This window comes from Actinomadura geliboluensis (assembly GCF_005889745.1).
Taxonomy (GTDB): domain Bacteria; phylum Actinomycetota; class Actinomycetes; order Streptosporangiales; family Streptosporangiaceae; genus Spirillospora; species Spirillospora geliboluensis.
Window position 1 is genome coordinate 18,358 of the sequence record NZ_VCKZ01000021.1, and the last position, 23,618, is coordinate 41,975.

The 23,618-nt window shown below is 71.5% G+C and carries 25 protein-coding genes; 15 read left to right on the forward strand and 10 right to left on the reverse strand.

Translation table 11 applies throughout. The annotated features are described in order from the left end of the window. Positions 1 to 5: 5 nt before the first annotated feature. From ETD96_RS05435 to ETD96_RS05465, 7 genes are all read left to right on the forward strand, one after another. Positions 6 to 1,073, forward strand: a complete 1,068-nt coding sequence (locus ETD96_RS05435) for an MCE family protein (protein WP_240807262.1) — start codon at positions 6 to 8, stop codon at positions 1,071 to 1,073. Further along, positions 1,073 to 2,092, forward strand: a complete 1,020-nt coding sequence (locus ETD96_RS05440) for an MCE family protein (protein WP_138634995.1) — start codon at positions 1,073 to 1,075, stop codon at positions 2,090 to 2,092. Before ETD96_RS05435 ends, ETD96_RS05440 begins: the two co-directional genes overlap by 1 nt. Further along, positions 2,093 to 3,118: an MCE family protein gene (locus tag ETD96_RS05445; protein ID WP_138634997.1), complete on the forward strand. Its 1,026-nt coding sequence runs from the start codon at positions 2,093 to 2,095 to the stop codon at positions 3,116 to 3,118. Next, on the forward strand, positions 3,118 to 4,176 hold the full coding sequence (locus ETD96_RS05450) for an MlaD family protein (protein WP_138635000.1): 1,059 nt from the start codon (positions 3,118 to 3,120) through the stop codon (positions 4,174 to 4,176). The genes ETD96_RS05445 and ETD96_RS05450 overlap by 1 nt, the downstream gene beginning before the upstream one ends. Beyond that, positions 4,173 to 5,468, forward strand: a complete 1,296-nt coding sequence (locus tag ETD96_RS05455; RefSeq protein WP_138635003.1) for an MCE family protein — start codon at positions 4,173 to 4,175, stop codon at positions 5,466 to 5,468. Before ETD96_RS05450 ends, ETD96_RS05455 begins: the two co-directional genes overlap by 4 nt. Before the next feature lie 24 nt (positions 5,469 to 5,492). Then, positions 5,493 to 6,464 carry a hypothetical protein gene (locus ETD96_RS05460; RefSeq protein ID WP_138635006.1) on the forward strand — a complete coding sequence of 324 codons (972 nt, stop codon included), beginning with the start codon at positions 5,493 to 5,495 and terminating at the stop codon, positions 6,462 to 6,464. An 82-nt stretch (positions 6,465 to 6,546) separates the two neighbouring features. Next, positions 6,547 to 7,044 carry a MarR family winged helix-turn-helix transcriptional regulator gene (locus ETD96_RS05465; protein WP_138635009.1) on the forward strand — a complete coding sequence of 166 codons (498 nt, stop codon included), beginning with the start codon at positions 6,547 to 6,549 and terminating at the stop codon, positions 7,042 to 7,044. Between the two features lie 4 nt (positions 7,045 to 7,048). On the opposite strand, the gene rpsD is transcribed toward ETD96_RS05465, so the two are convergent. Beyond that, on the reverse strand, positions 7,049 to 7,654 hold the full coding sequence (rpsD, locus tag ETD96_RS05470; protein WP_138635012.1) for a 30S ribosomal protein S4: 606 nt from the start codon (positions 7,652 to 7,654) through the stop codon (positions 7,049 to 7,051). A 67-nt stretch (positions 7,655 to 7,721) separates the two neighbouring features. Between rpsD and ETD96_RS05475 the strand changes: the two genes are divergently transcribed. Next, positions 7,722 to 8,489, forward strand: a complete 768-nt coding sequence (locus tag ETD96_RS05475; protein ID WP_240807264.1) for a DUF2470 domain-containing protein — start codon at positions 7,722 to 7,724, stop codon at positions 8,487 to 8,489. Between the two features lie 316 nt (positions 8,490 to 8,805). After that, positions 8,806 to 9,990 (forward strand): trans-sulfuration enzyme family protein, encoded by a 1,185-nt coding sequence (locus tag ETD96_RS05480; protein WP_138635015.1) that lies wholly within the window; start codon positions 8,806 to 8,808, stop codon positions 9,988 to 9,990. On the opposite strand, the gene ETD96_RS05485 is transcribed toward ETD96_RS05480, so the two are convergent. Continuing rightward, the gene (locus tag ETD96_RS05485; RefSeq protein WP_240807266.1) at positions 9,987 to 11,150 is read right to left on the reverse strand and encodes a DUF5925 domain-containing protein; all 1,164 of its coding nucleotides are present in this window, start codon (positions 11,148 to 11,150) and stop codon (positions 9,987 to 9,989) included. The genes ETD96_RS05480 and ETD96_RS05485 overlap by 4 nt on opposite strands. Positions 11,151 to 11,201: 51 nt before the next feature. Next, positions 11,202 to 11,978 (reverse strand): lysophospholipid acyltransferase family protein, encoded by a 777-nt coding sequence (locus ETD96_RS05490; protein ID WP_138635018.1) that lies wholly within the window; start codon positions 11,976 to 11,978, stop codon positions 11,202 to 11,204. A 135-nt stretch (positions 11,979 to 12,113) separates the two neighbouring features. Between ETD96_RS05490 and ETD96_RS05495 the strand changes: the two genes are divergently transcribed. Next, a complete protein-coding gene (locus ETD96_RS05495) occupies positions 12,114 to 12,974 on the forward strand; it encodes a hypothetical protein (RefSeq protein WP_138635021.1) in 861 nt (286 codons plus the stop codon). A gap of 177 nt (positions 12,975 to 13,151) precedes the next feature. Here ETD96_RS05495 and ETD96_RS05500 read toward each other — a convergent pair whose 3' ends face one another. After that, positions 13,152 to 13,829 carry a uracil-DNA glycosylase gene (locus ETD96_RS05500; protein ID WP_138635024.1) on the reverse strand — a complete coding sequence of 226 codons (678 nt, stop codon included), beginning with the start codon at positions 13,827 to 13,829 and terminating at the stop codon, positions 13,152 to 13,154. Positions 13,830 to 14,088: 259 nt separating this feature from the next. Here ETD96_RS05500 and ETD96_RS05505 point away from each other — a divergent pair, with 259 nt between their 5' ends. After that, complete coding sequence (locus ETD96_RS05505) at positions 14,089 to 15,534, forward strand: WS/DGAT/MGAT family O-acyltransferase (protein ID WP_138635027.1); 1,446 nt, start codon at positions 14,089 to 14,091, stop codon at positions 15,532 to 15,534. On the opposite strand, the gene ETD96_RS05510 is transcribed toward ETD96_RS05505, so the two are convergent. Beyond that, a complete protein-coding gene (locus tag ETD96_RS05510; protein WP_138635030.1) occupies positions 15,521 to 16,516 on the reverse strand; it encodes a transcriptional regulator in 996 nt (331 codons plus the stop codon). The two genes, ETD96_RS05505 and ETD96_RS05510, sit on opposite strands and share 14 nt — an antisense overlap. A 42-nt stretch (positions 16,517 to 16,558) precedes the next feature. Further along, a complete protein-coding gene (locus tag ETD96_RS05515) occupies positions 16,559 to 17,479 on the reverse strand; it encodes an NAD(P)/FAD-dependent oxidoreductase (RefSeq protein ID WP_138635033.1) in 921 nt (306 codons plus the stop codon). Between the two features lie 63 nt (positions 17,480 to 17,542). Here ETD96_RS05515 and ETD96_RS05520 point away from each other — a divergent pair, with 63 nt between their 5' ends. Together ETD96_RS05520 and ETD96_RS05525 are read left to right on the forward strand one after the other, a co-directional pair. Then, positions 17,543 to 18,115: a helix-turn-helix domain-containing protein gene (locus ETD96_RS05520; protein ID WP_138635036.1), complete on the forward strand. Its 573-nt coding sequence runs from the start codon at positions 17,543 to 17,545 to the stop codon at positions 18,113 to 18,115. A gap of 70 nt (positions 18,116 to 18,185) precedes the next feature. Beyond that, the gene (locus ETD96_RS05525) at positions 18,186 to 19,424 is read left to right on the forward strand and encodes an MFS transporter (RefSeq protein WP_240807268.1); all 1,239 of its coding nucleotides are present in this window, start codon (positions 18,186 to 18,188) and stop codon (positions 19,422 to 19,424) included. 21 nt (positions 19,425 to 19,445) lie between these two features. On the opposite strand, the gene ddaH is transcribed toward ETD96_RS05525, so the two are convergent. Next, positions 19,446 to 20,285, reverse strand: coding sequence for a dimethylargininase (ddaH, locus tag ETD96_RS05530; RefSeq protein ID WP_138635039.1), 840 nt, complete (start codon positions 20,283 to 20,285; stop codon positions 19,446 to 19,448). A gap of 110 nt (positions 20,286 to 20,395) precedes the next feature. Next, positions 20,396 to 20,890: an ATP-binding protein gene (locus tag ETD96_RS05535; protein ID WP_138635042.1), complete on the reverse strand. Its 495-nt coding sequence runs from the start codon at positions 20,888 to 20,890 to the stop codon at positions 20,396 to 20,398. Between the two features lie 85 nt (positions 20,891 to 20,975). Here ETD96_RS05535 and ETD96_RS05540 point away from each other — a divergent pair, with 85 nt between their 5' ends. Beyond that, a complete protein-coding gene (locus ETD96_RS05540; protein ID WP_138635045.1) occupies positions 20,976 to 21,233 on the forward strand; it encodes a winged helix-turn-helix domain-containing protein in 258 nt (85 codons plus the stop codon). Between the two features lie 109 nt (positions 21,234 to 21,342). Continuing rightward, positions 21,343 to 22,323, forward strand: a complete 981-nt coding sequence (locus tag ETD96_RS05545; protein WP_138635048.1) for an XRE family transcriptional regulator — start codon at positions 21,343 to 21,345, stop codon at positions 22,321 to 22,323. A gap of 52 nt (positions 22,324 to 22,375) precedes the next feature. Here ETD96_RS05545 and ETD96_RS05550 read toward each other — a convergent pair whose 3' ends face one another. Beyond that, the gene (locus ETD96_RS05550; protein WP_171068872.1) at positions 22,376 to 22,930 is read right to left on the reverse strand and encodes an AAA family ATPase; all 555 of its coding nucleotides are present in this window, start codon (positions 22,928 to 22,930) and stop codon (positions 22,376 to 22,378) included. Between the two features lie 316 nt (positions 22,931 to 23,246). After that, positions 23,247 to 23,618, reverse strand: a 372-nt coding sequence (locus ETD96_RS44430) for an HNH endonuclease signature motif containing protein (RefSeq protein WP_171068873.1), incomplete at its 5' end; no start/stop codon positions are given.

Below are 23,618 nucleotides of genomic sequence, written 5' to 3' on the forward strand. Positions count from 1 at the left end.
CGCGCATGCGTCGCAAGGCGGCGCGCGGACCCGACTACACCACGATGCTGAAGACGCTCGTCTTCGTCCTCGTGACCGGGCTGCTCACCTTCTACATCGGCCAGCAGATCCTCGGCACCAGCTTCGCCTCCCGCTACAAGCTGACCGCCACGTTCGACGACGTGACCGGGCTGCTGGAGGGCGACGGCGTGAAGGTCGCCGGCACTCCCGTCGGCCAGGTCAAGAGCATCGAGGTGGTGCGCGGCAAGGCCGTGGTCGAGATGGCCGTCGACAAGGACGTCCGGCTGCCGTCCGACTCCACCGCCGCGATCCGCTGGCGCAACGTGATGGGGCAGCGGGTCGTCTACCTGGAGCCGGGGTCGAGCGGCAGCATGCTGGGCGACGGCGACCGCGTCCCGCACACCCGGTCCGTGGTGGACCTCGGCGAGGTCGTCAACGCGCTCGGCCCGCTGACCCGCAACCTGGACCCGAACCAGCTCAACAAGATCCTCTTCTCGTTCTCGCAGGCGCTGGACGGCAACGAGCAGAACATCTCGATGCTGACCGACAACCTCGACCTGCTGCTGCGGACCTTCGCGGCCCGCAAGAAGACGATCGAGGGGATGATCGACAACTACGAGACGGTGAGCGGCGCCGTCGCCACCCGCGACAAGCAGATCGCGGCGAGCATCGACAACCTGGAGTCGCTCACCAAGGTCTTCGCCAACAACCGCAAGCTGCTCGACGACGCCATCGTCGAGATCGGCGGCGTCACCACCAACCTCAACCAGGTGCTCGGCGGCAACGACGCGCAGCTCGCCCGGATCGTCGACAACCTCGGCAAGTTCGCCACCACGTTCCGGCTGAACGTGGACCAGCTGGAGAAGATGGTGCAGCAGCTCCCGCTGACGCTGCGGCAGCTCTTCTCCACCGCGAACGGCGGCCACTACCTGCGCACCAACGCGCTCTGCCTGAACGTGATGCAGGGGCCCTGCCCGTTCCCGATGGAGCTGCCGAAGGCGCCGGGCACCGGCCAGCCGACCAAGGACGACCTCGCCAAGCTGAGGACCATGCTGCAGGGAGGTGGCGGCTGATGGCGCTGAAGTCGCTGCGCGACGTCAACCAGAAGGTCGTCGCGATCGTCACGCTCACCGCGCTCGGCGCCGGCTGCGTGTTCGCGTTCGCGATCGGCCAGCTCCACCTGTTCGACCGCGGCTACACGATGAGCGGAGAGTTCAGCGACACGGCCGGGCTGAAGAAGGGCCAGGACGTGCGCGTCGCCGGCGTGAAGTCGGGCCGCATCACCTCCGTGGAGCCCGACTTCAAGCACGGCAAGATCATCGTGAAGTGGCACGTGAACGCCGGGATCGACCTCGGGCCGAAGACCCGCGCGGAGATCCAGACGACCACGCTGCTCGGCGGCCGCTACCTGCGGCTGTCCGGCCCGGTGTCCAAGCCGTACATGGCGGACGTCCCCGAGTCGAGGCGGCGCATCCCGCTCGACCGCACCAGCGTCCCGTTCACCGTCCCGGACGCGCTGGAGGGCGCGCAGAACATCGTCGGCAAGCTCGACGAGAAGAGCATCGACAAGCTGCTCACCGAGGTCAACAAGATCAGGTCGCCGGGCGCGGCGAAGCTGAACCGGGTCCTCACCAACGTCCAGGACCTGTCCCGGATGCTCAACGACTCCTACCCGCAGATCCAGAAGCTGATCGAGAGCAGCAAGACGATCACCGGCACGCTGGCCAGCAAGGACGAGCAGCTCCGCGAGATCATCAACTCCAGCCAGGTGCTGCTGCAGGCGCTCGTGCGGCGCCGCAACGAGCTGGCCGCGACGATCGGGCAGGGCAACCGGACCGTCCAGACGCTGTCCAACGTGATCTCCAAGAACCAGAAGCAGCTCGACTCGCTGCTGGACAACCTGCACCTGCTGACCACCCGGCTCGCGCCCAACATGGACGCGCTGAACACCGACTTCTCGCTGCTCGGGCCGACGTTCCAGCAGGTCGCCAACCTCAAGGGCAACGGCCCCTGGATCGAGGGCGTCCTCACCGGCCTCGGCCCGCTGCAGCCGCCGGGCCCGATCTCCACCCGGCGCCAGGGAGGCAACTAAATGGGCAGAGTGAAGGGAATCGCCATCGCCCTCGGCCTCACCCTGACGGCGTCCGTGGGCGGGTGCTCGCTGACCCCGTCGGCGAGCGGTGAGCGCACGATGGTCGTCTACGTGCCGAAGGCCCGCTCCTTCTACCCCGAGTCGAAGGTCAAGGTCATGGGCGCCGACGTCGGCCTCGTCGACAAGGTCGAGAACCAGGGCGACAAGGTCAAGGTCACGTTCCACGTCCGCCGGGACGTCCCGCTGCCGAAGGGCGTGCAGGCGTCGATCGTGCCGCTGAACCTCATCGGCGAGCGCAACCTCGTCCTGCACCCGGCATGGCGGCCGGGGCAGGCGAAGGAGACCGCCGACGTCATCCCGATCGAGCGCACCCACGTGCCGGTCGAGGTGGACGACGCGCTCAGCTCCTTCACCAACCTGGCGAACGCGCTCGACCCGACCAAGATGCAGACCGCGCTCGGCACCGCCGCCGACACGGTCAAGGGCAACGGCAAGGAGTTCAACGCCACCCTCGAACAGAGCGCCCGCCTCATCGAGAACGTCGCCGGGCAGGACAAGGAGCTGATCGAGGTCGCCAAGAACCTCGACCGGCTCGCCGGCGTCGTGCGGGGCCGCGAGCAGGTCCTCGGCACCATCATCCGGGACTTCGGCACCGCCAGCCAGGTGCTCAGCTCCGAGCGCGGTGAGCTCCAGCAGCTCATCAGCGGCATCCTCGAACTGGCCAAGAACGGCGACCGGCTCATCCAGAAGTACAAGGGCAACCTGCCCTACGACCTCGCCGTCCTCACCCGGGCCGCGCTCGTCCTCAAGGGCAACGCCAAGCAGATCGCGCAGCTGCTGAACGTGCTGCCCGGCATCGGCGACGCCCTCATCGGCGGCTACAACCCGAAGAACAAGTCGCTGCAGATCCGGTTCGCCACCGACGCGTTCCTGCGGACGTGGCTGAAGGGCCTGATGAACACCGACGACGTCGGCTGCCCGCTGCCCAAGCCGAACTCCAACTGCCCCTGGGACGGAGGCAACTGATGGGCAGGAAGTTCCTCCTCGTCCTCGTGGCCGCGACCCTCGCGGTCTCCGGCTGCTCGTACAAGACGGCCGGCGCGCCGAAGGGCGACCTCACCCTGACCGCCACGTTCGACGACGCCCAGGGCCTCGTCGCCGGGCACAGCGTGCAGATGTCCGACATCAAGATCGGCACCGTCACCAAGGTCGAGCTGGTCCGCTACAAGGCGCGGGCGACGCTGTCCATCGAGGACGGCATCAAGATCCCCAAGGGCACCCGCGCCGAGATCAAGGTGACCTCGCTGCTCGGCGAGAACTACGTGGAACTGCGGCTGCCGCCCGGCGGCTCCATGACCCGCGGCCCCTACCTCGCGTCCGGCGCCGCGATCACCGACACCCGCGTCCAGCCCGCGTTCGAGCAGGTCGTCGGGCAGGCCGGGCCGCTGATCCAGGCGCTCGCCGGCGACGACGTCGCCACCGTCGTCAACGCCGGCGCGACCGCGCTGGACGGCAACGGGCAGAAGCTCAACAAGACGATCGCCCAGGCGAGCGACCTGGTGAAGATGTTCGCCGCGCAGCGCGTCGAACTGGGCGAGACCGTCGACCGGTTCGCCAAGCTCGGCCGGTCGCTCGCGAACGGCAGCGACGCCCTGGCCCAGGCGCCCGGCCAGCTCGAGCGGACCACCCGGATGCTGAACGACGACAAAGAAAAGATCATCAAGACCGTCGACCGGCTCACCAAGATGGCCCGCGAGCTGAACGACAAGGTCCTGGAAGGCCGCATCCGCCGGTTCCGGCAGCTGCTGAACGACCTCGACCCCGTCCTGGAGCAGCTCGGCAACAACCGCAAGCGGCTCACCGCCGTGGTCGACGGGCTCGTGGCGTTCTCGTACAAGATCCCGCTGGCCAGCTACGACGGCCAACTGCTGCTCTACCCCATCGTCCGCGTCACCTGGCCGGACGGGCGGCCGCTCTTCCCCGGCCTCAGCGAGCCGCAGAAGAAGCAGGCGTCGCCGAAGATCCCGCCGAAGCTCGGGGACGCGCTGCCGGACCTGGAGAAGCTCCTGGAGGGACGCGGATGACCCGCCGGCTGACGATCAACCTGGTGGCCTTCGGCGTCCTCGCCTTGGTCATGGTGGTGTGGGCGTTCAACAACGTCGTCCGGTTCGACTTCATCGACCGGCCGTACCACATCACGGTGGAGTTCCAGTCCTCGCCGGGCCTGCACCCGAACTTCGAGGTCGACTACCTCGGGCTGCGGATCGGCAAGATCGACTCGGTGGACCTGGAGAAGAACAAGGTCGTCGTCCGGCTGGACATCGACCGCGGCGTCAAGATCCCGCAGGGCGTGACCGCCGCCGCGGCCCGCAAGTCCGCGGTCGGCGAGCCGGTCGTCGAGCTGACCCCCGGCCCCGGCAAGGCGGGCGCGCCGCCGATGAAGCCCGGCACCGTCATCCCGGTGTCGCACACGACCGTGCCGCCCAAGTACGGCGACCTGTTCGGCGCGGTCATCGACTCGCTGAAGGCGATCAACCCCGACGACGCCAAGGTCCTCACCAGCGAGCTCGCCGCCGGCTGGTCCGGCCGCGAGGAGTCGCTCCGCCAGATCATCAACGGCGGCGACGACCTGACCAAGACGTTCGCGGAGAACACCGAGCTGCTCGACGGCCTCACCAAGGACCTCGGCCGGATCACCGACGTGCTGAACCGCAACCGCGGCTCGCTCGGCGCCGGCGTCGACAACCTCGCCGCGCTGACCGCCGCGCTCAGCCAGGTCCGCGGGCAGATCGCCGAGCTGCGCGACCGCGGCCCGGGCCTGCTGGCCACGGTGAACGGGCTGCTCGACAAGACCGAGGGCGACTTCGGCTGCACCGTCGACATGCTCGGCAACTGGGGCGTCGGGAAGTACAACCCCGGCTACCTCAAGGACCTGAACAAGACGCTCGCGTCGGCGCCCGCGCTGAAGAACGTCCTCGACAACGTGATCGGGATGGACCAGGGCAAGCCCGTCCTGAACGTCGTCTTCCAGGTCACGCTGAACGCGCCCGCGACGCTGGAGTACAAGTACCCGCTCCCGCAGCCGCCGGTGGCCAAGGTGCCGACCTGCCCCGGTGGACGCGAGCCGGCGGCCGTCAAGCAGAAGCCCTACAAGGCCAAGAACCCGGGCGAGACGATCCCGACCCACGATCCCGCCCTCGACCAGCAGAACGTGCAGGCCAGGAAGGCCGCGAACAACGAGGACTCTTCCGGCGGGCCGCCGCTGTGGCTAATCTACGTTCCCCCGGTCATCGCCCTGCTGGTACTGATCAGGGTCATGATGGGCTCGGTGCCCGTGGTGTCCCGTCTGGGCCGGCTGCGCCGGCGCAAGGACTGACCCAACTTCCGAGGAGTTCCCCAAGTGACAGCCAAGACCGGCAAGGACCAGGCCGACGAGGTCGAGGCGGTCCCGGCCGAGGAGCGGGCGGAGGCCGCCGAGGCCGCCGAGTCCGCGGCCGCTCCGGCGCGTCCCGCCGCCAAGCGCAAGCGCCGCGTGCGGGTCATCGAGGTCATCGACGACGAGGACCTGGACGAGGTGCTGGAGGCCCTCGACGCCGAGGACGCGCAGGCGGAGGAGGCCGAGGCGGAGGCTCCGGCCCGTCCGGCCAAGACCAAGGCCGAGCCCGAGGCCGAGGCCGTGCCGGTGGAGAAGCCCGCCGCGAAGGCCGCGCCGAAGCCGAAGCCGCGTCCGGCCCAGCCGGCGGAGGACGCGGCGGCCGGGGCGGCGGCGCGGCCGGGGCTGTTCGGGCTGCCGCTCGTGCCGACCGTCGTGTTCGTGGTCCTCGTCGCGCTGCTGGCGAGCCTGGCGATCTGGAAGTGGACGAGCGCGAGCTCGCTGTCGTCCGAGCAGGACGAGCGGGACGCCATCGGCGACGTCGCGTCCGCCTACGGGGACGTCGCGTACAACTACAACCCGACGAACTACCAGACGCAGACCGACAAGGCGATCAAGCTGCTGGCCGGCGACATGCTGGACGACTACAAGAAGAACACGGTGCCGACCGTGGCCAGCGCGTTCCAGGCCGACCCGCAGGTGGCGCTGACGTCCAAGACCAACCAGGTCTTCGTCGGCAGCGTCAACGGCAAGTTCGCCACCGCCGTGCTCATGATGGACATGGCGCTGAAGACCAAGGACGGCACGATCAACCAGCCCGCGACGCTGCTGCGGCTCTCCCTCAGCAAGATCGACGGCAAGTGGAAGATCACCCAGCAGTACCCGTCCGGCATCAACGACCAGAACCGGAACCAGCAGCAGGGGCAGATCCCCGGCGTGCCCAGCGGCGGGGCGACGCAGTCGCCGAAGCCGGGCAAGACCGAGAAGCCGAAGAACTGACATCGGCCACAGGCGCCCCGCACGGAAGCGTGCGGGGCGCCTTCATGTTGTCCGATAGGACCGACGGGGAAGGCGGGGCATCATGGCGACGGTGGCGGAGCAGAGCGGGCAGGGGACGGTCGTCGCGGACGACGTGGTGCACGAGTTCGGCGCGCTGCTCGGCGCGGCGTCCGCGCTGGAGCGGATCGCGGGCCGGGAGCTGGAGCGCCGCTGCGGCATCAAGCACGCCGTCTTCGAGGTGCTGCTGCGGCTGTCCGGCACGGCGGGGGAGTGCCCCCGGTCGATGGGCGGCCTGGCCGGCGACCTGATCCTGACCAGCGGCGGCATGACCCGCATCATCGACCGGATGGAGGACGCCGGCCTCGTCCGCCGCGAACCGGCCCCCGGCGACCGGCGGCGGCAGCTCGTCGGGCTCACGGAGGCGGGCCGCGCGAAGCTGGACGAGGCTCTGCGCGTCCACGCCGAGACGCTGCGCGAGCACTTCACCGGCCCCCTCACCGAGGAGCAGCGCCGCGTCCTGGTGGACGCCCTGCGCACCCTGCGCACCACGTCCCGCGAAGAACTCGGAGACCTCCGCTAGCTGCTCAGCGCGAGTAGTACTCGACGACGAGCTGCTCGTCGCAGACGACGGGGATCTCGGCGCGCTCGGGCCGCCGGACGAGCTGCGCGGCGAGCGCCTCGTGCCGGACGTCCAGGTAGGGCGGGACGGTCTCGGCGTGGCCGCCCGCCGCGGCGATCTGGAACGCGTCCATGCCGCGGCTGCGCTCGGCGATCGTGATGACGTCGCCGGGCCGGAGCCGGTAGGACGGGCGGTCGACGCGGCGGCCGTTCACCAGCACGTGCCGGTGCACGACGAACTGCCGCGCCTGGTAGATGGTGCGAGCGAACCCGGACCGCAGGACCAGCGCGTCCAGCCGGCACTCCAGGTCGGTGAGCAGGGCCTCGCCGGTCTTGACGCCCGCCGCCGCGGCCTTGTCGAAGGCGTTGCGGAGCTGCGCCTCGCGGATGTTGTACTGCGCCCGGAGCCGCTGCTTCTCGCGGAGCCGCACCTTGTAGTCGGTCTCCTGCTTGCGCGCGCGGCCGTGCACGCCGGGCGGGTAGGGGCGCGCCTCGAAGTACTTCACGCTCTTCGGCGTCAGCGGGATCCCGAGGGCCCGCGAGAGCCGCACCTTCGGACGGGGGTTGTTCATCACGCTCCTTAGTGGTTAGGTGAACCTAAGTTAGGTAAGCCTAACCTCGTACGTCAAGGAGGCAGCGGTGCGGCGAGCGGAGACCATGGTGGAGGGCGGGCCGGCGCCCGCCGAGCGGGCCCGGACCCTCTCCTACGGCATCGCGGGCGGCGTCCTCGCGACGCCGGGGGTCCCGGACACGCCCGTCCCGGCGCACACCACCGACCGCGGCGGGCGGCCGCTGCTGCTCGTCCCCGCCGCCGCGCCGATCGTCGCCGCGCTCGCCGCCGAACCCGACGACGTGCCCGCCACGCTCCGGATCTCCGACGTCGCGCCGGTCGCGTTCCCCGACCGGGTGCGCGGCCGGGCCTGGCTGCACGGCTGGCTCTCCGAGCTCCCCGCCGGCGAGCGGCGCGCCGCCGCGCTGCGGCTCTCCCACGTCCACCCGCGCCCGGAACTGCTCGACCTCGGCGGCGATGGCCGGGAGTGGACGGTCCTCGCGCTCGACGTCGCGCAGGTCGAGATCGAGGACGCCTGGGGCAGCGCCACCCTCGAACCCGAGGAGTACGCCGCCGCCGCGCCGGACCCGTTCGTCGCGATCGAGGCGGGCGTCCTCACCCATCTGGACTCCGCGCACCGCGGCGAGCTGGCCGGGCTGCTGCCGGAATCCGTCCCGTCCGGGCAGGTCCGGCCGCTGGCGCTCGACCGGTACGGCATGTGGGTGCGCGTCTCGTCGCACGCGCCGCACGTGCCGCCGACGTTCGACGTGCGGGTGGCGTTCGCCGAGCCTGTCAGTGATATCCACGGCCTCCGCCGCGTCTACCGGCGGCTGTTCGCCCGCGCGGCCCGGGGCTGACCCCCACCACGTAGGGGCCGCGCGCCGCGAAGTGGCGGTGATCTCCCGGATGGCGCCGGGGTGCTCTTCCGGGTGATGCTCGGGTCTCCGGCCGGGAGACGCCCAGAAAGGCACTTTTGTCCGGGACGATCCCGATCGCCGGCCGGCCCTCGCGGGGTGGGCGGGTCCGGCGGCGGGAACCGTACCGGCACAGGGCGCCGGGCGTCCCCGGCCGGGCCGGTGGTCCGGCGCCGCGGAGCACGCCGGGGGGCGTGGTCCGGGCCACTGGTCGAAATTGGCCGTTCCGGCACGCCGGATCCCGCCGCAGGCTGGAGGCATGACCGGACACCACCCGCAGACCCGCGCCGTCCACCCGCCCGTGATCACGCCGGAGGGCAGCCGACCGCTCGCCGTCCCGATCTACCAGGGCCACCTGTTCGCCTTCGACTCCGCCGGCGACCTGGCCGCCGCCTTCGCCGGGCCGGACGAGGCGTTCTTCTACGCCCGGATGGGCAACCCGACCGTCCGCTCCCTCGAACACGCCGCCGCCGAACTCGAAGGGGGCTCCGGGGCGCTCGCCACCGCGTCCGGCATGGGCGCGGTCAACGCGGTCCTGATGGGCCTGCTCCGCAGCGGCGACCACGTCATCGCCCAGACCGCCCTCTACGGCGGCACCTACGCGCTCCTGCACGACCTTGCCGAGCGCTGGGGCGTGGACGTCACCTTCATCCCCGGCGACGACCCCGCCGAAGTACGCGACGCGCTGCGGCCCGAGACGCGCCTCCTCTACCTGGAGACGGTCGCCAACCCCACCACGCACGTCACGGACCTGCCCGCCCTCACCGCCGCCGTCGAAGGCACCGACGTGCTGACCGTCGTCGACAACACCTTCGCGCCGCTGCTGTGCAAGCCCATCGCGCACGGCGCCGACATCGTCGTCCACTCCGCGACCAAGTACCTCAGCGGGCACGGCGACATCATCGGCGGCGTCGCCGTCTTCGCCGACCCGTCCGTCCACCAGCGGGTCTGGGACCACGCCATCGAGATCGGCTCCACCGCCGACCCGCACGCCGCCTGGCTGACCGTCCGCGGCCTCGCCACCATGCCGATGCGCGTCGCGCGGCAGAGCGCCTCCGCCCTCGACCTCGCGGGCCGCCTGGCCGCGCACCCGGCCGTCACCCGCGTCCACTACCCGGGGCTGCCGGACCACCCGCAGCACGAGGTGGCCCGGCGCCTCCTCCCGGACGGCGCCGGCGGCGTCCTGTCCTTCGAACTCGCCGGCGGCCGCGACGCGGGCCGCGTGTTCTCCGAGGCCGTCGAACTGATCTCGCTCGGCCCGTCCCTCGGCAACATCGCGACGCTGGTGATGCACCCGGCGAGCACGTCCCACCGCCAGATGGACGCCCCGTCCCTCGCCGCCGCCAGCATCGCCGAAGGACTCGTCCGCCTGGCGGTCGGCCTGGAGCACCCCGACGACCTCTGGGCCGACATCACCCAGGCCCTGGAGAAGGCCGGCGCCTAGAGGTAGAAGCCGGTCGCCGTGCCCGGGGCCTGCTGGTTCTCCGGGCGCTTCTCGCCCTTGCGGAGGGCCGCCAGCTCGGCGAGGGTCGCGCCGTCCGCGCCGATCTCGGCGGGATCGGCGTCGGAGCCGTCCAGCCAGGTGAGGGCCTCGGCGCGGGTGAGGCGGCCCACCTCGATCTGGGCGAGGCAGCGGCCCGGCCGGACGACGGCCGGGTGCAGCATCGCCAGGTCCTCGTTGGTGGTGATCGCGACGAGGACGTCCCGGCCCTGCCCGAGCATCCCGTCGGTGAGGTTGAGCAGGCGCGACAGGCCCTGGCCCGTCGACTGCTTGGCCTCGCCGCGGATCAGCTCGTCGCAGTCCTCCAGGATGAGCAGCCGCCAGCGGCGGTTCTCGTCCTCGTCGTCGCCGACCGCGACCTCCATCAGATAGCTCGGCGTGCCGAACAGCGCCTCCGGGTCGAGGACGCAGTCGGCCTGGCACCAGCCGCCCCACGCGCGGGCGAGCGCGCGCAGCGCCGTCGTCTTGCCGGTGCCGGGCGGGCCGTGCAGGAGCAGCAGCCGGCCCGCGACGTCGTCGCGGGTGAGATCCATCACCGCGTCGAGCGACTCGGCGACCGGCGCGGTGTAGTTGCCGCGGATGTCCGCCCACGCGTCCGCCGTGATGGCGCGCTCGCTGCGGACCGGGCCGTGCGACCCCATGTGCCAGAAGCCCATCTCGACACTGGTGTCGTCGGTCTTCGGCGGCTCGGTCGCGTCCTTCACGGACGCGTCCAGGATCTCCTCGGCCAGCTCGTCGGTGACCGCCGAGACCGCCAGGTAGGCGACGCCGCTCTTCCAGCGGTTCGTCAGCAGCGTCCAGCCGTCGCCCTCGGCGAGGACCGACTCCTTGCCCTTCTCGTGCGCGACCCGGACGAGCCGGGCGCCGTCCGGGCGCAGCGGAGCGTCCGCCTTCACGTGCTCCAGCCGCGTCGACCGCGACCACGGCTGCTCGCCGGACGCGAACGGGCGCAGCGACAGCACGTCCATGACGTCGGCCGGTGAGTTGTTGTCGGAGAGGTTGAAGACCACGGGCAGCGCGGACTCCGCCCCTAGGTCGGTGGGGTTCTCCAGGGGCTCGATCAGATGCAGGACCTCCTGCGGCCTCTCCTGCGACATGGTCATGCAGAGATGATCACGCCGCGCGGTGCGCCGCGTCCAACGAATTAGGGCGGGTCAGGCGCCGCCGGCCTCCTCGGCCTCGCGGGCGGCCTTGCGCGCCTCGGCCTCCTCGAGGTCGAGCTTCTCGGCCTCCTCCGGCGTCGGCGCCGACCCGCCGAGGTAGGCGGGCTGCCACCACGTCTCGTCCGAGCGCGGGACGTCGGGGTACTCGCGCTGCGCCTTCTCCAGCAGCTCCGACATGCGGCGGTGCAGCTCCTGCGTGACCGCCTCGTAGTCGTCGCCGCGCTTGGGGTACATCGGCTCGCCGACGAGGATCGTCACCGGGATGTTGCGCTGCAGCAGGCGGCGCTTGCGGCCCTTCGTCCACATGCGCTGCGGGCCCCACAGCGCGACGGGGATGAGCGGCACCTTGGACGCGACCGCCATCCGCACCGCGCCGCTCTTGATCTCCTTCACCGTGAACGACCGGCTGATGGTCGCCTCCGCGAAGACGCCGACGATCTCGCCGCCCTTCAGCGCCTTCAGCGCGGCGGCGTAGGAGGAGGCGCCCGCGTTCCGGTCGACCGGGATGTGGTGCATGCCGCGCATGAGCGGCCCCGCGACGCGGTTGTCGAAGATCTCCTTCTTCGCCATGAACCGCACCAGCCGCTTCGCCGGGTGGGCGGCGAGGCCGGCGAAGATGAAGTCGAGGTAGCTCACGTGGTTGCTGACGAGCACGGCGCCGCCGGTGCTGGGGATCTGGTCGGTCCCCTCCAGACGGAACTTGATGTTCAGGGCTTTGAACACACCGACAGCCGTCTTGATCACCGGTGGGTAGACGAGTTCGCGCATGTAGGCACCGTACTTGAGCAGCCCATGATCAGCGAGTGGTCGGCGGTCATCGCGATGGATCACACAACGGGGCCGAACTCTGAGAAGGTTGGGGGGAGACGTGATCCGCCGACGGCTGAGGGAGGATGAGCTTTGATGGAACCGTTGGACGCGGCGGCGGACGTGCACGCGCTCATCCGCGACGTGCTGCCCGCCCTGGCGCCCAGCGCCTGGTTCGACCCCGGCACCTCCGAAGTGGTGCTCCCCGTCGGCCGCTCCGAGGCACGGGCCTCCAGCTGGACGGTCCTGGAGCGGTGCGCCCGCGCGCCGCGCTCGGCGTGGCCCCGGGTCGTGGACGAGTGGGTCCGGGAGGTCGGCGACCGCGCGTTCCTGGCGATCGGCGAGATGGAGCTGTTCGGCGACGTCCGCGAGCTGCTGCGGCTGCGGATCGTGCCGAAGCTCGCGCCGAGCGACCGGGAGGGCCTCGTCGTCGTCCCGGCCGGCGACCACTTCGACGCGGTCGTGATGATAGAGCACCCGCGCTACGGCGGCCCGCTCACGAAGGCCCGCGCGGGGCTGCTCGGCCTGCACAAACTCGGCTACGTGATGACGAACACCCATGACCGGGAGCTGGCGGACGTCTCCGTCCACGACCAGCCGCTGCTGCCCGGGCGCGACGTCCGCGTGGTCACCAAGCCCGGCAGCCGCTACGTGTCGGCGCTGCTCAGCGAGGTCGACCAGTTCCTGCCGTGGCCGAACGAGCACGGCGCCCTGGTCGGCGTCCCGTGCCACAGCACGCTGCTGCTGTACCCGATCACGTCCACGGCCGTCCGCGAGGTGCTGCCGGTGTTCGCGGACGTCGTCCGCGAGATGCACCACGGCGCCGACGACCCGTGCGCGCCCGGCGTCTACTGGAGCCACGGCGAACGCCGCCTGACCCCGCTGGCCGCCGACGCCCCCACGGAGGGCACCGGCGAATTCGCCACCCTCCTCCGCCACCTCCCCGACGAGGGCTGAGCCACCGGCCACGGGCAGGCACGCGGAGCGAGCGCCGGCGAGCGGAGCGGGCATGCCCGCCGACGCAGGCGACCGCAGCGACGCCGCGCACGCCCGCACGGGCACGACAGTCCGCAACGGCGGCGTGAGGATCGCCTGCGTCGTGACGGGGGTTCCAGGGGGTCGCCCCCCTGGGAGTTACGGCAGCTTCCAGTCCAAGGGCGGAGCGCCCTGCTTCTCCAGGAGTTGGTTGGCTCGGGAGAAGGGGCGGGAGCCGAAGAAGCCGCGGTCGGCCGAGTAGGGGCTCGGGTGCGGTGACTCGATGCAGGGGACGTCGCCGAGCATCGGCTTGAGGTTGCGGGCGTCGCGGCCCCACAGGATGGCGACGAGCGGGCGGTCGCGCGCGGCGAGGGCGCGGATGGCCTGCTCGGTCACCTGCTCCCAGCCCTTGTCGCGGTGCGAGCCCGGCTTGCGGGGCATCACGGTCAGCGACCTGTTGAGCAGGCAGACGCCGCGCTCCGCCCACGGGCTGAGGTCGCCGGTGGACGGCTCGGGGTGGCCGAGGTCGTCGCAGTACTCGCGGAAGATGTTGACGAGGCTCGCGGGCAGCGGGCGGACGTCCGGCGCGACCGAGAAGCTCAGCCCGACCGGGTGGCCGGGCGTCGGGTAGGGGTCCTGCCCGACGATGAGGACGCGGACGTCGTCGAACGGCTGGGTGAACGCGCGCAGGATGAGGTTCCCGGCGGGGAGGTACCTGCGGCCGGCGGCGACCTCGGCGCGCAGCCAGTCGCCGGCGGCGGCGATCGTCCCGGCGACGGGCTGCAGCGCGGTCGCCCATCCCGCTTCGACGATCTCCGAGAGTGGTCGTGCCGTCATGGCCGTCCAGCCTAGTGCGCTGATCACCGCGGCGTAGCTGGATCACCTGGTTAGGGGCCTTTGTGAAGTTTTGTGACCGCATGAGGTCGGGGACGGTGAAAATCTTGTCCAGGCCACCCCAAAAATGGCGGATGAACTGGGTGAAACGCCCCGTTAAATCCCTGTTGCTTCCTTCCGCACCACGTTGACCTGGCGTCTGGGAGCGCATAACTCCTAGAGAGGCAGGGCAGGCGCACAACGAGCGGACGGAACCCGAGCAATGAGCCAGTTGACCACCGTGGACGCCACCTTCCTCCACGCCGAGAACGACACCACGCACGCGCACATCGCCGGGCTGGGCATCGTCGACCCGGCGGCGTGCCCCGGCGGCCGGCTCGGCGTTCCGCTCGTCGCGGAGCTGATCCGGAACCGCGCGCACCTCGCCGCCCGGCCGCTGCGGCAGCGGCTCGTCCAGGTCCCGTTCGGGCTGGACAACCCGTACTGGGAGGACGACCCCGACTTCGACCCCGAGCGGCACATCACCGAGATCGGGCTCCCGGCGCCCGGCACCGCGCGGCAGCTCGCCGACATCGTCGGGATGCTCCACGAGCAGCCGCTCGACCGCACCCGCCCGCTGTGGGAGCTGGTGCTGATCCAGGGGCTCCAGGGCGGGCTGACCGCCGTCTACGTGAAGGTGCACCACGCCGCGATCGACGGGGTGATGGCCGCCGAGACGCTCGCCGCGCTCCTCGACCTGTCGCCCGAGCCGCGCGATGTGCCCGCCGACGACGCGCCGCCCACGCGCGCGCCCGGGATGTTCGACATGGTCGGCACCGGGCTGCTCAAGGCCGCGATGCAGCCCGTCCGGGCGGCGGTGTCGGTCGCGCGCACCGCGCCGCACATCGACGACATACCGGGCCTGTCGTCCGTCCCGGGGGTGGGGCTGGTGGCGTCGGCGCTGCAGGGCGCGCTGCGCCGCCCCGAGATGCCGGACGCCCCCCGGATCAGCGCGCCGCCGACCCCGTTCAACCGGCCGATCGGGCGCCGCCGCTCCGTCGCCTGCGGCATCCTGCCGCTGGACGAGATCAAGGAGGTCAGGCGCGGGCTCGGCGGCAGCGTCAACGACGTGGTCATGGCGCTGTGCGCGACCGCGCTGCGGCAGTGGCTCGACAAGCACGGCGACCTGCCGGACCGCCCGCTCGTCGCCGCCGTCCCGGTGTCGCTGCGCCGCCGCGGGGCGGTCGCCGAACCGGGCAACCAGGTCTCGATCATGACGGCGCCGCTCGCCACCCACGTCCCGGACCCGGCCGAGCGGTACACCGCCGTCCGGCAGGACCTGGACGTCGCCAAGCGGCGGTTCACCCGCACGTCCGGCGGCTGGGTGCGGGAGATGAGCGGCCTGCTGCCCGCGCCGCTCGCCGGCGCCGTGACCAAGCTCGCGCTGCAGGCCGCGCCCGCGCTGTCGCTGCGCCCGGTCAACCTGATGATCTCGAACGTGCCGGGCCCGCAGTTCCCGCTGTACCTGTGCGGGGCGAAGGTGCTCGGCTACTACCCGATCTCCGTCGTCACCGACGTCAGCGGCGGGCTGAACATCACCGTCTTCTCCTACGACGGGAAGGTCAACGTCGGCATCGTCGCCTGCCGCGACCTCGTCCCGGACCCGTCCGAGATCGTGGACCACCTGGTGGACGCGCTGGACGAGCTGAAGGCCCTCAGCCGCGAGTGAGGCCGAGCGCCTCCCGGTGCCGCCGGGCGAGCGCCAGCGCGGCGGCACCGGCGGGCTGCATCGGCTGCGGGACGCTCCCGTCGAACGGCGCCAGCGAGACCGCGCCCTCCTCGTTGACGTCGACCAGCCCGCCGAACAGGTCGCCGAACAGGCCGGCGTCGATGACGACGACCGTGAGCAGGTCGAGCGCGAACGTCAGCGGGTCGACGCCGAGGCCGAGGAAGTACGGCCGCAGCCGCCCCGCGTCGCGGGCGGCGGTCATCGCCCGGTGGAAGGGCCACTCCTCCTGGACGAAGCCGCCGCCGTAGTCCTCGGCCGTCCCGAGGAGTTCCTCGGAGTACTCGCGGACCATGCACTCCCACAGGTCGGGCGCCTCGTCGCGGAGCGGCTGGAAGACGCCGACCGGCATCACCTGGTGCAGCCCGCCCGCGTGCGCCACCTTCGCCGGGTCGCGCCAGTGCAGCACGTAGGAGCCGGACGTCGTCACGGTCAGTGTGGTGATCGCGCAGAGGACGGGACGGCGGGTGAGGTCGCACGGGTCGCCGACGCGGGTGCGGAGCGGGAGGCCGTCCGTCCCGGCGGCGAGCTCGTGCGCGGCGGACTCGCCCACGTTCACGCCGTCGAAGTAGCGGGCGGGCCCGAAGCGCAGGACGGGGAGGCGGACGTCGAGCAGCCGGTAGGACGGGCGGTCCTCGAAGACCTTGGGCGGGGCGAGGGCGGCCATGGCCTCGGCGTACGTCCGGTAGCCGGCGGGCAGCCCGTCGGACGGGTCGGCGACGGCCGGTGGGGCGGGCCGCTCCTCCCACTCCAACCGGACGTCGCCCAGCGGGACCGGCTTGTCGGGGATCCAGCCGTCCGTGCAGAGCAGCGGCGTCCCGGCGACGCGCGGCGTGTCCGGATAGAGGCCGCTCGCGACCTCGCCGAACCGGCCGCGCGCGGCGTTCAGCACGGCCCGCTGCTCCCGCCACACCCGCTCGTCCACCCGCCTCACCCTAGGCCGCGCCCCGGGCCCCGTGCCCAGGCGTCAGGCGGCGAGCTTGCGCGCCACGTCGTCCTCGATGAGGTCGGCGTTGACCATCGCGGCGGCCATGGAGCCGGCGGACGCCGCGATGATGACCTGGCCTCCCGGGGAGGTGACGTTGCCCGCCGCCCACACGCCGGGGACGCTGGTCCGGCCGGTGGTGTCCACCTTCACGAAGCCGTCGTCGCCGATCTCGCAGCCGAGGTCGGTCAGCGGGCCGTCCTTGGCGACCCACGTCGGCGCGAGGAACACGGCGTCGGCGCCGAGCACGGAGCCGTCCGCCAGCTCGAACCCGGTCACCCGGTCGTTCTCGACGACGAGCCGCCGCGCCTCGCCCTCCACGACGCGGACGCCGCGCGCGCCGAGCCGGGCCGCGTCGTCGCCGGCCGGGGCCTCGGCCGCGAGGAACGTCACGTCCGGCGACCACTGCCGCAGCAGCGACGCCTGGTGGACGGAGTTCGGCGACGTCGCCAGCACCACGATCCGCTTGTCGCGGACCTCCCAGCCGTGGCAGTACGGGCACATCTGCACCTCGCGCCCCCACCGCTCCTGGAGACCGGGGACGTCCGGCAGCACGTCGGTGACGCCGGTGGTGACCAGCAGGCGGCGGCCCCGCAGTCGCTTGCCGTCCGCCAGGGTCAGGACGAAGCCGTCGGCCGCGTTCCCGGCGGCGCGCTCGACCGTCCCGGACATGATCTCGCCGCCGTAGCCGCGCACCTCGGTGCGGCCGGTCTCCAGCAGCTGCGCGGGCGGCATGCCGTCCCGGGTGAAGAACCCCTGCATGTGCGCGACCCCCGCGTTGCGCGGCTCGCCCGCGTCGATCACGGTGACGTCCCGGCGGGCGCGGGACAGCACGAGCGCGGCGCTCAGCCCCGCCGGGCCGCCCCCGATGACCAGTACTTCTCGTTCCCTGTTCTCAGCCATGCCGCGAGCATGCGCGACCCTCCCCGGATTGACAAACTTCTTTGCCGATTCTGCAATAGAGCCATGGAGACGACCGAGGACGTCCTCGCCGGAGTCGGACCGCGGCTGCGCAGGCTGCGGCAGGAGCGCGACATCACGCTGACCGCGCTCGCCGAGGCCACCGGCATCTCGGTGAGCACGCTGTCGCGGCTGGAGTCGGGCAAGCGGCGGCCGAGCCTGGAACTGCTGCTGCCGCTCGCGCAGGCGCACGGCGTCCCGCTGGACGAGCTGGTCGGCGCGCCCGCCGTCGGCGACCCGCGGATCAGGCCGCGCCCGAAGAAGATGGGCGACATGACCGTGCTGCCGCTGACCCGGCGGCCCGGCGGGCTGCAGGCGTTCAAGATGATCGTCCCGGAGCGCCGCTGGACGGACGAGCCGCAGACGCACGAGGGCTACGACTGGCTGTACGTGCTGAACGGGCGGCTGCGCCTCCACCTCGCCGGCCGCGACATGATCCTGGAGCCGGGGGAGGCCGCCGAGTTCGACACCCGGCTGCCGCACTGGTTCGGCGGCGCGGGCGGCCCGGCCGAGGTGCTCAGCCTGTTCGGGCCGCAGGGGGAGCGCATGCACCTGCGGGCAAGACCCCGACAGAAGTGACATAAATTGGGTATCCGTGCAGACCGCCCAACCTCCCCAGGAATGCCCAGAACGCCGTAAGGCCGCCCCCGTGGCGTGGGTGCTGTGGAGCATCGGCGTCCTCGCCTACGCGGTCGCGGTCCTGCACCGCACATCGTTCGGCGTCGTCGGCCTGGACGCGGTCCACCGGTTCGACGCGTCCGCCGGGATCCTCGCGTCCTTCACCGTCCTGCAGTTGCTCGTCTACGCGGGCCTGCAGGTCCCCGTGGGCCTGCTGCTCGACCGCGTCGGCCCGCGCCGGATGGTCGCCGGCGGCGCGCTGCTCATGGCCGGCGGGCAGGCGCTCATGGCCGTGTCCACCGGCATCGGCACGGCCGTCGCCGCCCGCGTCATGGTCGGCGCGGGCGACGCGATGACGTTCATCAGCGTCCTCGGCATCGTCGCGACCTGGTTCCCCGGACGGTACGTCCCCGTCGTCACCCAGCTCACCGGGCAGCTCGGGCAGCTCGGCCAGGTGCTCAGCGCCATCCCGCTCGTCGCGCTCCTGCACGGCCCCGGCTGGACCACCGCCTTCGGATCGGCCGCCGCCCTCGGCGTCCTCATGGCGGTGCTGTCCATCGCCTTCCTGCGGGACGGACCCGGCCGCGCCGACGTCCCCACCCTCCGCGAGACCGGCACCAACCTCGTCGAAGCCTGGCGCCACCCCGGCACCCGCCTCGGCCTCTGGTCGCACTTCGTGACGCAGTTCTCGTCCAACACCTTCGCGCTCATGTGGGGCTACCCGTACCTGGTGTCGGGCCAGGGCATGAAACCGGCCGCCGCGTCCACCCTCCTGACGCTGTTCGTGCTGGTCAACGTCATCTCCGGGCCGTTCATCGGACGGCTCGTCGCCCGCTACCCGCTGCGCCGCTCCTGGCTCGTCCTCGGCATCGTCGGGATGAACGTCGCGGCCTGGGCGGCGGTCCTCGCCTGGCCGCCGCCCGCCCCCGCCTGGCTGCTCGTCCTGCTCGTCCTGTGCGTCGCGCCCGGCGGCCCCGGCTCCATGATCGGCTTCGACTACGCCCGCACGTTCAACCCGCCCGGCCGGCAGGGCACCGCCACCGGCATCGTCAACGTGGGCGGCTTCGTCGCGTCCCTCGTCACGATCCTGCTGATCGGCATCGTCCTGGACGCCCTGTCACCCGACGGCGAGTTCACGCCCGAGGCGTTCCGGGCCGCGTGGACCGTCCAGATCGGCATCTGGGCGATCGGCGTCGCCGGCGTCCTGCGCACCCGGACCCTGGCCCGCCGCCACCTCGGCCTGCCCACGCGCCGCCGGCCCCGGAGCTGACCCCCGGGGCCGGCACCGCGCTCAGCCGCGCAGCTCCAGCGTGCAGCACTTCGGCCCGCCGCCCGCCTTGCGCAGCTCGGACAGATCAACCGGAACGGGCTCGTAGCCGTGCGTCTCCAGCGTCCGGATCAACCCGGTCGCCTCGGCGTTGATGACGACGTTGCGGCCGTCGCACACCGCGTTCAGCCCCAGCACGGCCGCGTCGTCCTCGCCCGCGATGATCGCGTCCGGGAACAGCCGCTCCAGCACCGCCCGGCTGCCCGGCGAGAACGCGCCGGGGTAGTAGGCGACGTTGCCGCCGCCGAGCGGGAACAGTGCCGTGTCCAGGTGGTAGAAGCGCGGGTCGACGAGCCGGAGCGTCACCACGGGCCGCCCGAGGAACTCCTGCGCCTCCTGGTGGGCGGCCACGTCCGTCCGGAACCCCGTCCCCGCCAGGATCACGTCGTCGAGCGTGAGGAAGTCGCCCTCGCCCTCATTGGTGTGCCGGGGCTCCAGCACCTCCGCGAACCCGTTCTCCCGCATCCAGTTCGCGTACGCGGGCCCCTCCGCGTGCCGCTCCGGATGCGTGAACTTCGCCCCGTACACCCGCCCCCCGACGACCAGCGCGCCGTTCGCCGCGAACACCATGTCCGGCAGCCCCGCGACCGGGTCGATCAGGCTCACCTCGTGCCCGAGCGACAGATACGCCGCCCGCAGGCCCTCCCACTGCTCGACGGCCCGCGCCGCGTCGGCCCCGGCCGCCGGATCCATCCAGGGGTTGATCGCGTAGGTCACGGCGAAGTGCTCGGGCCGGCACATCAGGAAGTGCCGCCGCAGCGCGGTCCGGACGGTGCTCGGCTCCATTGCCGGCATGACGGTCATACGTGTCTCCAAGGACGTCCGAAGGGGGATCACTCAACCGGAAGCCTAGGAAGCAACGCCGCGCGATCCAATGCGCCAACATTGCGATGACCTGCCACTTCGTTGCGTCTTCACCCCCTTGGACGGCTCTTCGTTGCGCACCCCCGCCCGCTGCCGCCGTCGAGCACCTGCGTCCACCACACACTCTTGCCACCCGCCACCGGGTACCAGCCCCACGCATCGGCGCACCCCGCGACGATCGCCATGCCGCGATGCCCCTCATCGGTGTCGGACGCGGCCATGACACGGGGCAGCCCCGGCTCCGGATCGGTCACGTCCACCCGCAGCCGCCCGTCCATCACCCGCACCCGCACCTTGACGACGCCGCTCACCCGCCCATGCCGGACGGCGTTGGTGACGACCTCGGACGTCAGCAGCTCCGCCACGTCGATGTCGCACTCCGCGACACCCCACCCGGCCAGCGCCGCCCGCACCGCCCGCCGCGCAGCCCCCGGCGCCCGCTCCCCAAGCGGCCACCTGTACGTCCGCGCAGCGGTCAACCGGGCGCTGGGGAGGTTGCTGCCACGTTCATCGGCGCCGACCTGGCGCATGCGTCGCGTGCTCATGCGATGACTGTACGTCAGTTGCGCAGACCTGCGCAGGGCATGCCCGAGATGAGAGGCATTGACCTGGGCTGGCTAGGGTTTGATCATGACGGGAGTCGATCTGGACGGCCCCGAGCCGCTGTATCGGCAGGTGGCCGCCGAGATAGAGCGACGCATCGAAGACGGCGTCTACCAGCCGGGACGGCGCGTGCCGAGTTCGGCCGCCCTTTCCGATGAGTTCGGAGTGTCGCGCCGGACGGCGGTCGAGGCGCTGGGCGTCCTGCGCGAGAAAGGCGTCGTCCGAGGCGTGGTCGGTCGCGGCACATTCGTCGTGGACCCGGCAGACCGTCCTCGAACGGGGTAAGGGAAGTACAACCTCAAGTCCCTGCTCCATGCGGCGCCGAGGGAGTCTTCGGTCATCTTGGGCGGGTACTCGTAGCCCGAGACTTGTTTCGGACGATGGGGACGAGTTCGTGAAGCGTCGCGCCGCACTCCAGCTGATCGCCGCCCTGGGCGCCGGGGCCGCCGTCCCACCGGGAACCCTGGAAGAAATCCTCGCCGGCATCGACCGCGCCCTGGACCGGCCGGTCGACATCGATGAATGGGAGAGCGCGGTACGTGAGTACGGTTTCCTGATCAACCGGCAGCCGGTCGGCTCGCTGATCAACGATCTGACCGCCGACATCATCGGCGTCGGGGAACTGCTCAAGCGCGACGACGCGCAGCGGGCGGACTTGCTTCGCGTCAGCGCGGGCCTTTCCGCTCTTCTGGCCATCGAGTTCGGCGACATCGGAAACCGCAGGGGCGCCCGCCTGACGTGGGGCACGGCCCGCCGAGCCGCCGACGCGTCCGGCGATCGCGACCTGAGGGTATGGGTGCGGGCACGGGAAGCCGAAGAGGCATTCTGGTTCGGGCTCTCACCGCAGGAGATCAGCGCTCGCACCACAGAGGCCATACGAATTTCGGGTGGAACGCCCAACGGCGGGCTACCGAGGGCCTACGCCGTGCGCGCCAGCCTTGCCGCAGAGCACGGCGACAAGGCCACGGCTCGCCGGACGATGCACGAACTCTCAGAGGTCTTCGAGAACCTGCCGAACTCTGTGACGAGCGACCCGGCCACCTTCGGATGGAGCGAAGCCCGTTTCCGCTGGAACGAGGCGTACGTCTACACCCTGCTCGGTGACGCCCGCGCGCGGAAGGCGGTGGACGACGCCCTGGCGCTCTACCCGCCCGGCACTCTCGGCCCGGTCGCCAACCTCAAGATGATCGACGCGATGGGCATGATCACAAGCCGCGAGGTCGACACGGGACTCGACCGCACACTGGCGACCCTTCAAGAACTACCGCTGAGCCCGGCGCGACGGCGCATGACCGGCCAGATCCTGCGCACCCTCCCCGCCCAAGCACAGGCCCTACCCGCAGCCCGCGAACTCCGCGCCCTCACGCCGGCGTGAACCAGGCCGAGCGCGCATGCGCGCCGGTTCCCGGACCAGCCCACCAACACGATCACGATCTGTGGGCGAAGTGAGGCCCGGCCCAACCAGTGGCGGCGACTACCTCACGCGCGATGTCCACGACGAGCCGTCCGTCCGTCGCCACTCGCACGGTCTCCGCGGGGGCCCGCTGGTCCAGGAGCCGTGCCTTGCGGACACTTCCCTCCAACTCCTGCTCCAGCTCTGAGCCGAGCTCCCGGCCCACCAGCCGCTCGCGGGCGGTGGCATCGGAGGCGGTGAGGAGGACCCGTATGATCCCCACTCCGGCCCCCATGGCACGCTCGAACATGCCCGTCGCCTCTGGCAGCACGCTCATGGTGTTCGTATAGATCAGGCGTCGGTAGCCGCGCTGGGCGAAGTTCGCCCACACGGCAGTCAGGTTGCTCTCGGTGATCTCCTCGCGGTGAGGATCTCCCGCCGGCGCCGGATGCACCTGCCCCATGAAGTCGCCATCGATGATCGCGTGAGCGACCGCCTCGGAGCGCAGCAGCGCCGAGACCTCCCACCCCACCGTCGTCTTGCCGACACCAGCTCGTCCTCCGATGAGCAGCACTTCCGCATGATCCATGGGGGGCAGCGTGCCAGCGGCCGGCCACGTCACGCGATCCGATATCGATCCGACCGCCAGACCCCAGCCCCACCTACAAGATCACGATCAGCAGCTCAGGGTTCGTCCGACGGGTGCGTTGATCGGCGCCCTGACGGCCGACATCATCGCCGTCGGACGGCTGCTCGATCGGCTGAATCCGTGCATGAGCGGACCGGTCTCTTGCGAGTGAGCGCGGGCTTGTCCGGCACATTGGCGATCGAGCTAGGGGACGCGGGTGAGGAGTGCTCCGCACGAATCGCGTGGGGCACCGCCCGCGTGGGCGTCGGTCTGTTGATCAGGCGGCCTGGGGCCATGTGGGTGGTGGGCGTCTTAGCTTGTGGAGGGGCTCGGCCCCGGGTGGGTGGAGGCGGTAGGTGTAGCGGCCGTCCTGTGCCTTGGTGATATGGAGCCGATCGGCGTTGCTGTGTTTGTACCGGTTGTGCCACCCGCAGGTGAGCGCAAGCTTGTCGATGTCGGTGGGGCTGTGGCCGAGGGCCCAGCCGTGGACGTGGTCGACTTCGCACAGTGTCCCGGGCACTTCGCATCCCTGCACCGCACAGGTGGAATACAGGGTCTCCAGGATCTGGCGTTGGGAGGCGGTGGCGAACCGCACCCGGTGGCCGAGGTAGAGCGGGGTGTTGCCCTGGCCGAGGAGGAGGGGTGAGAC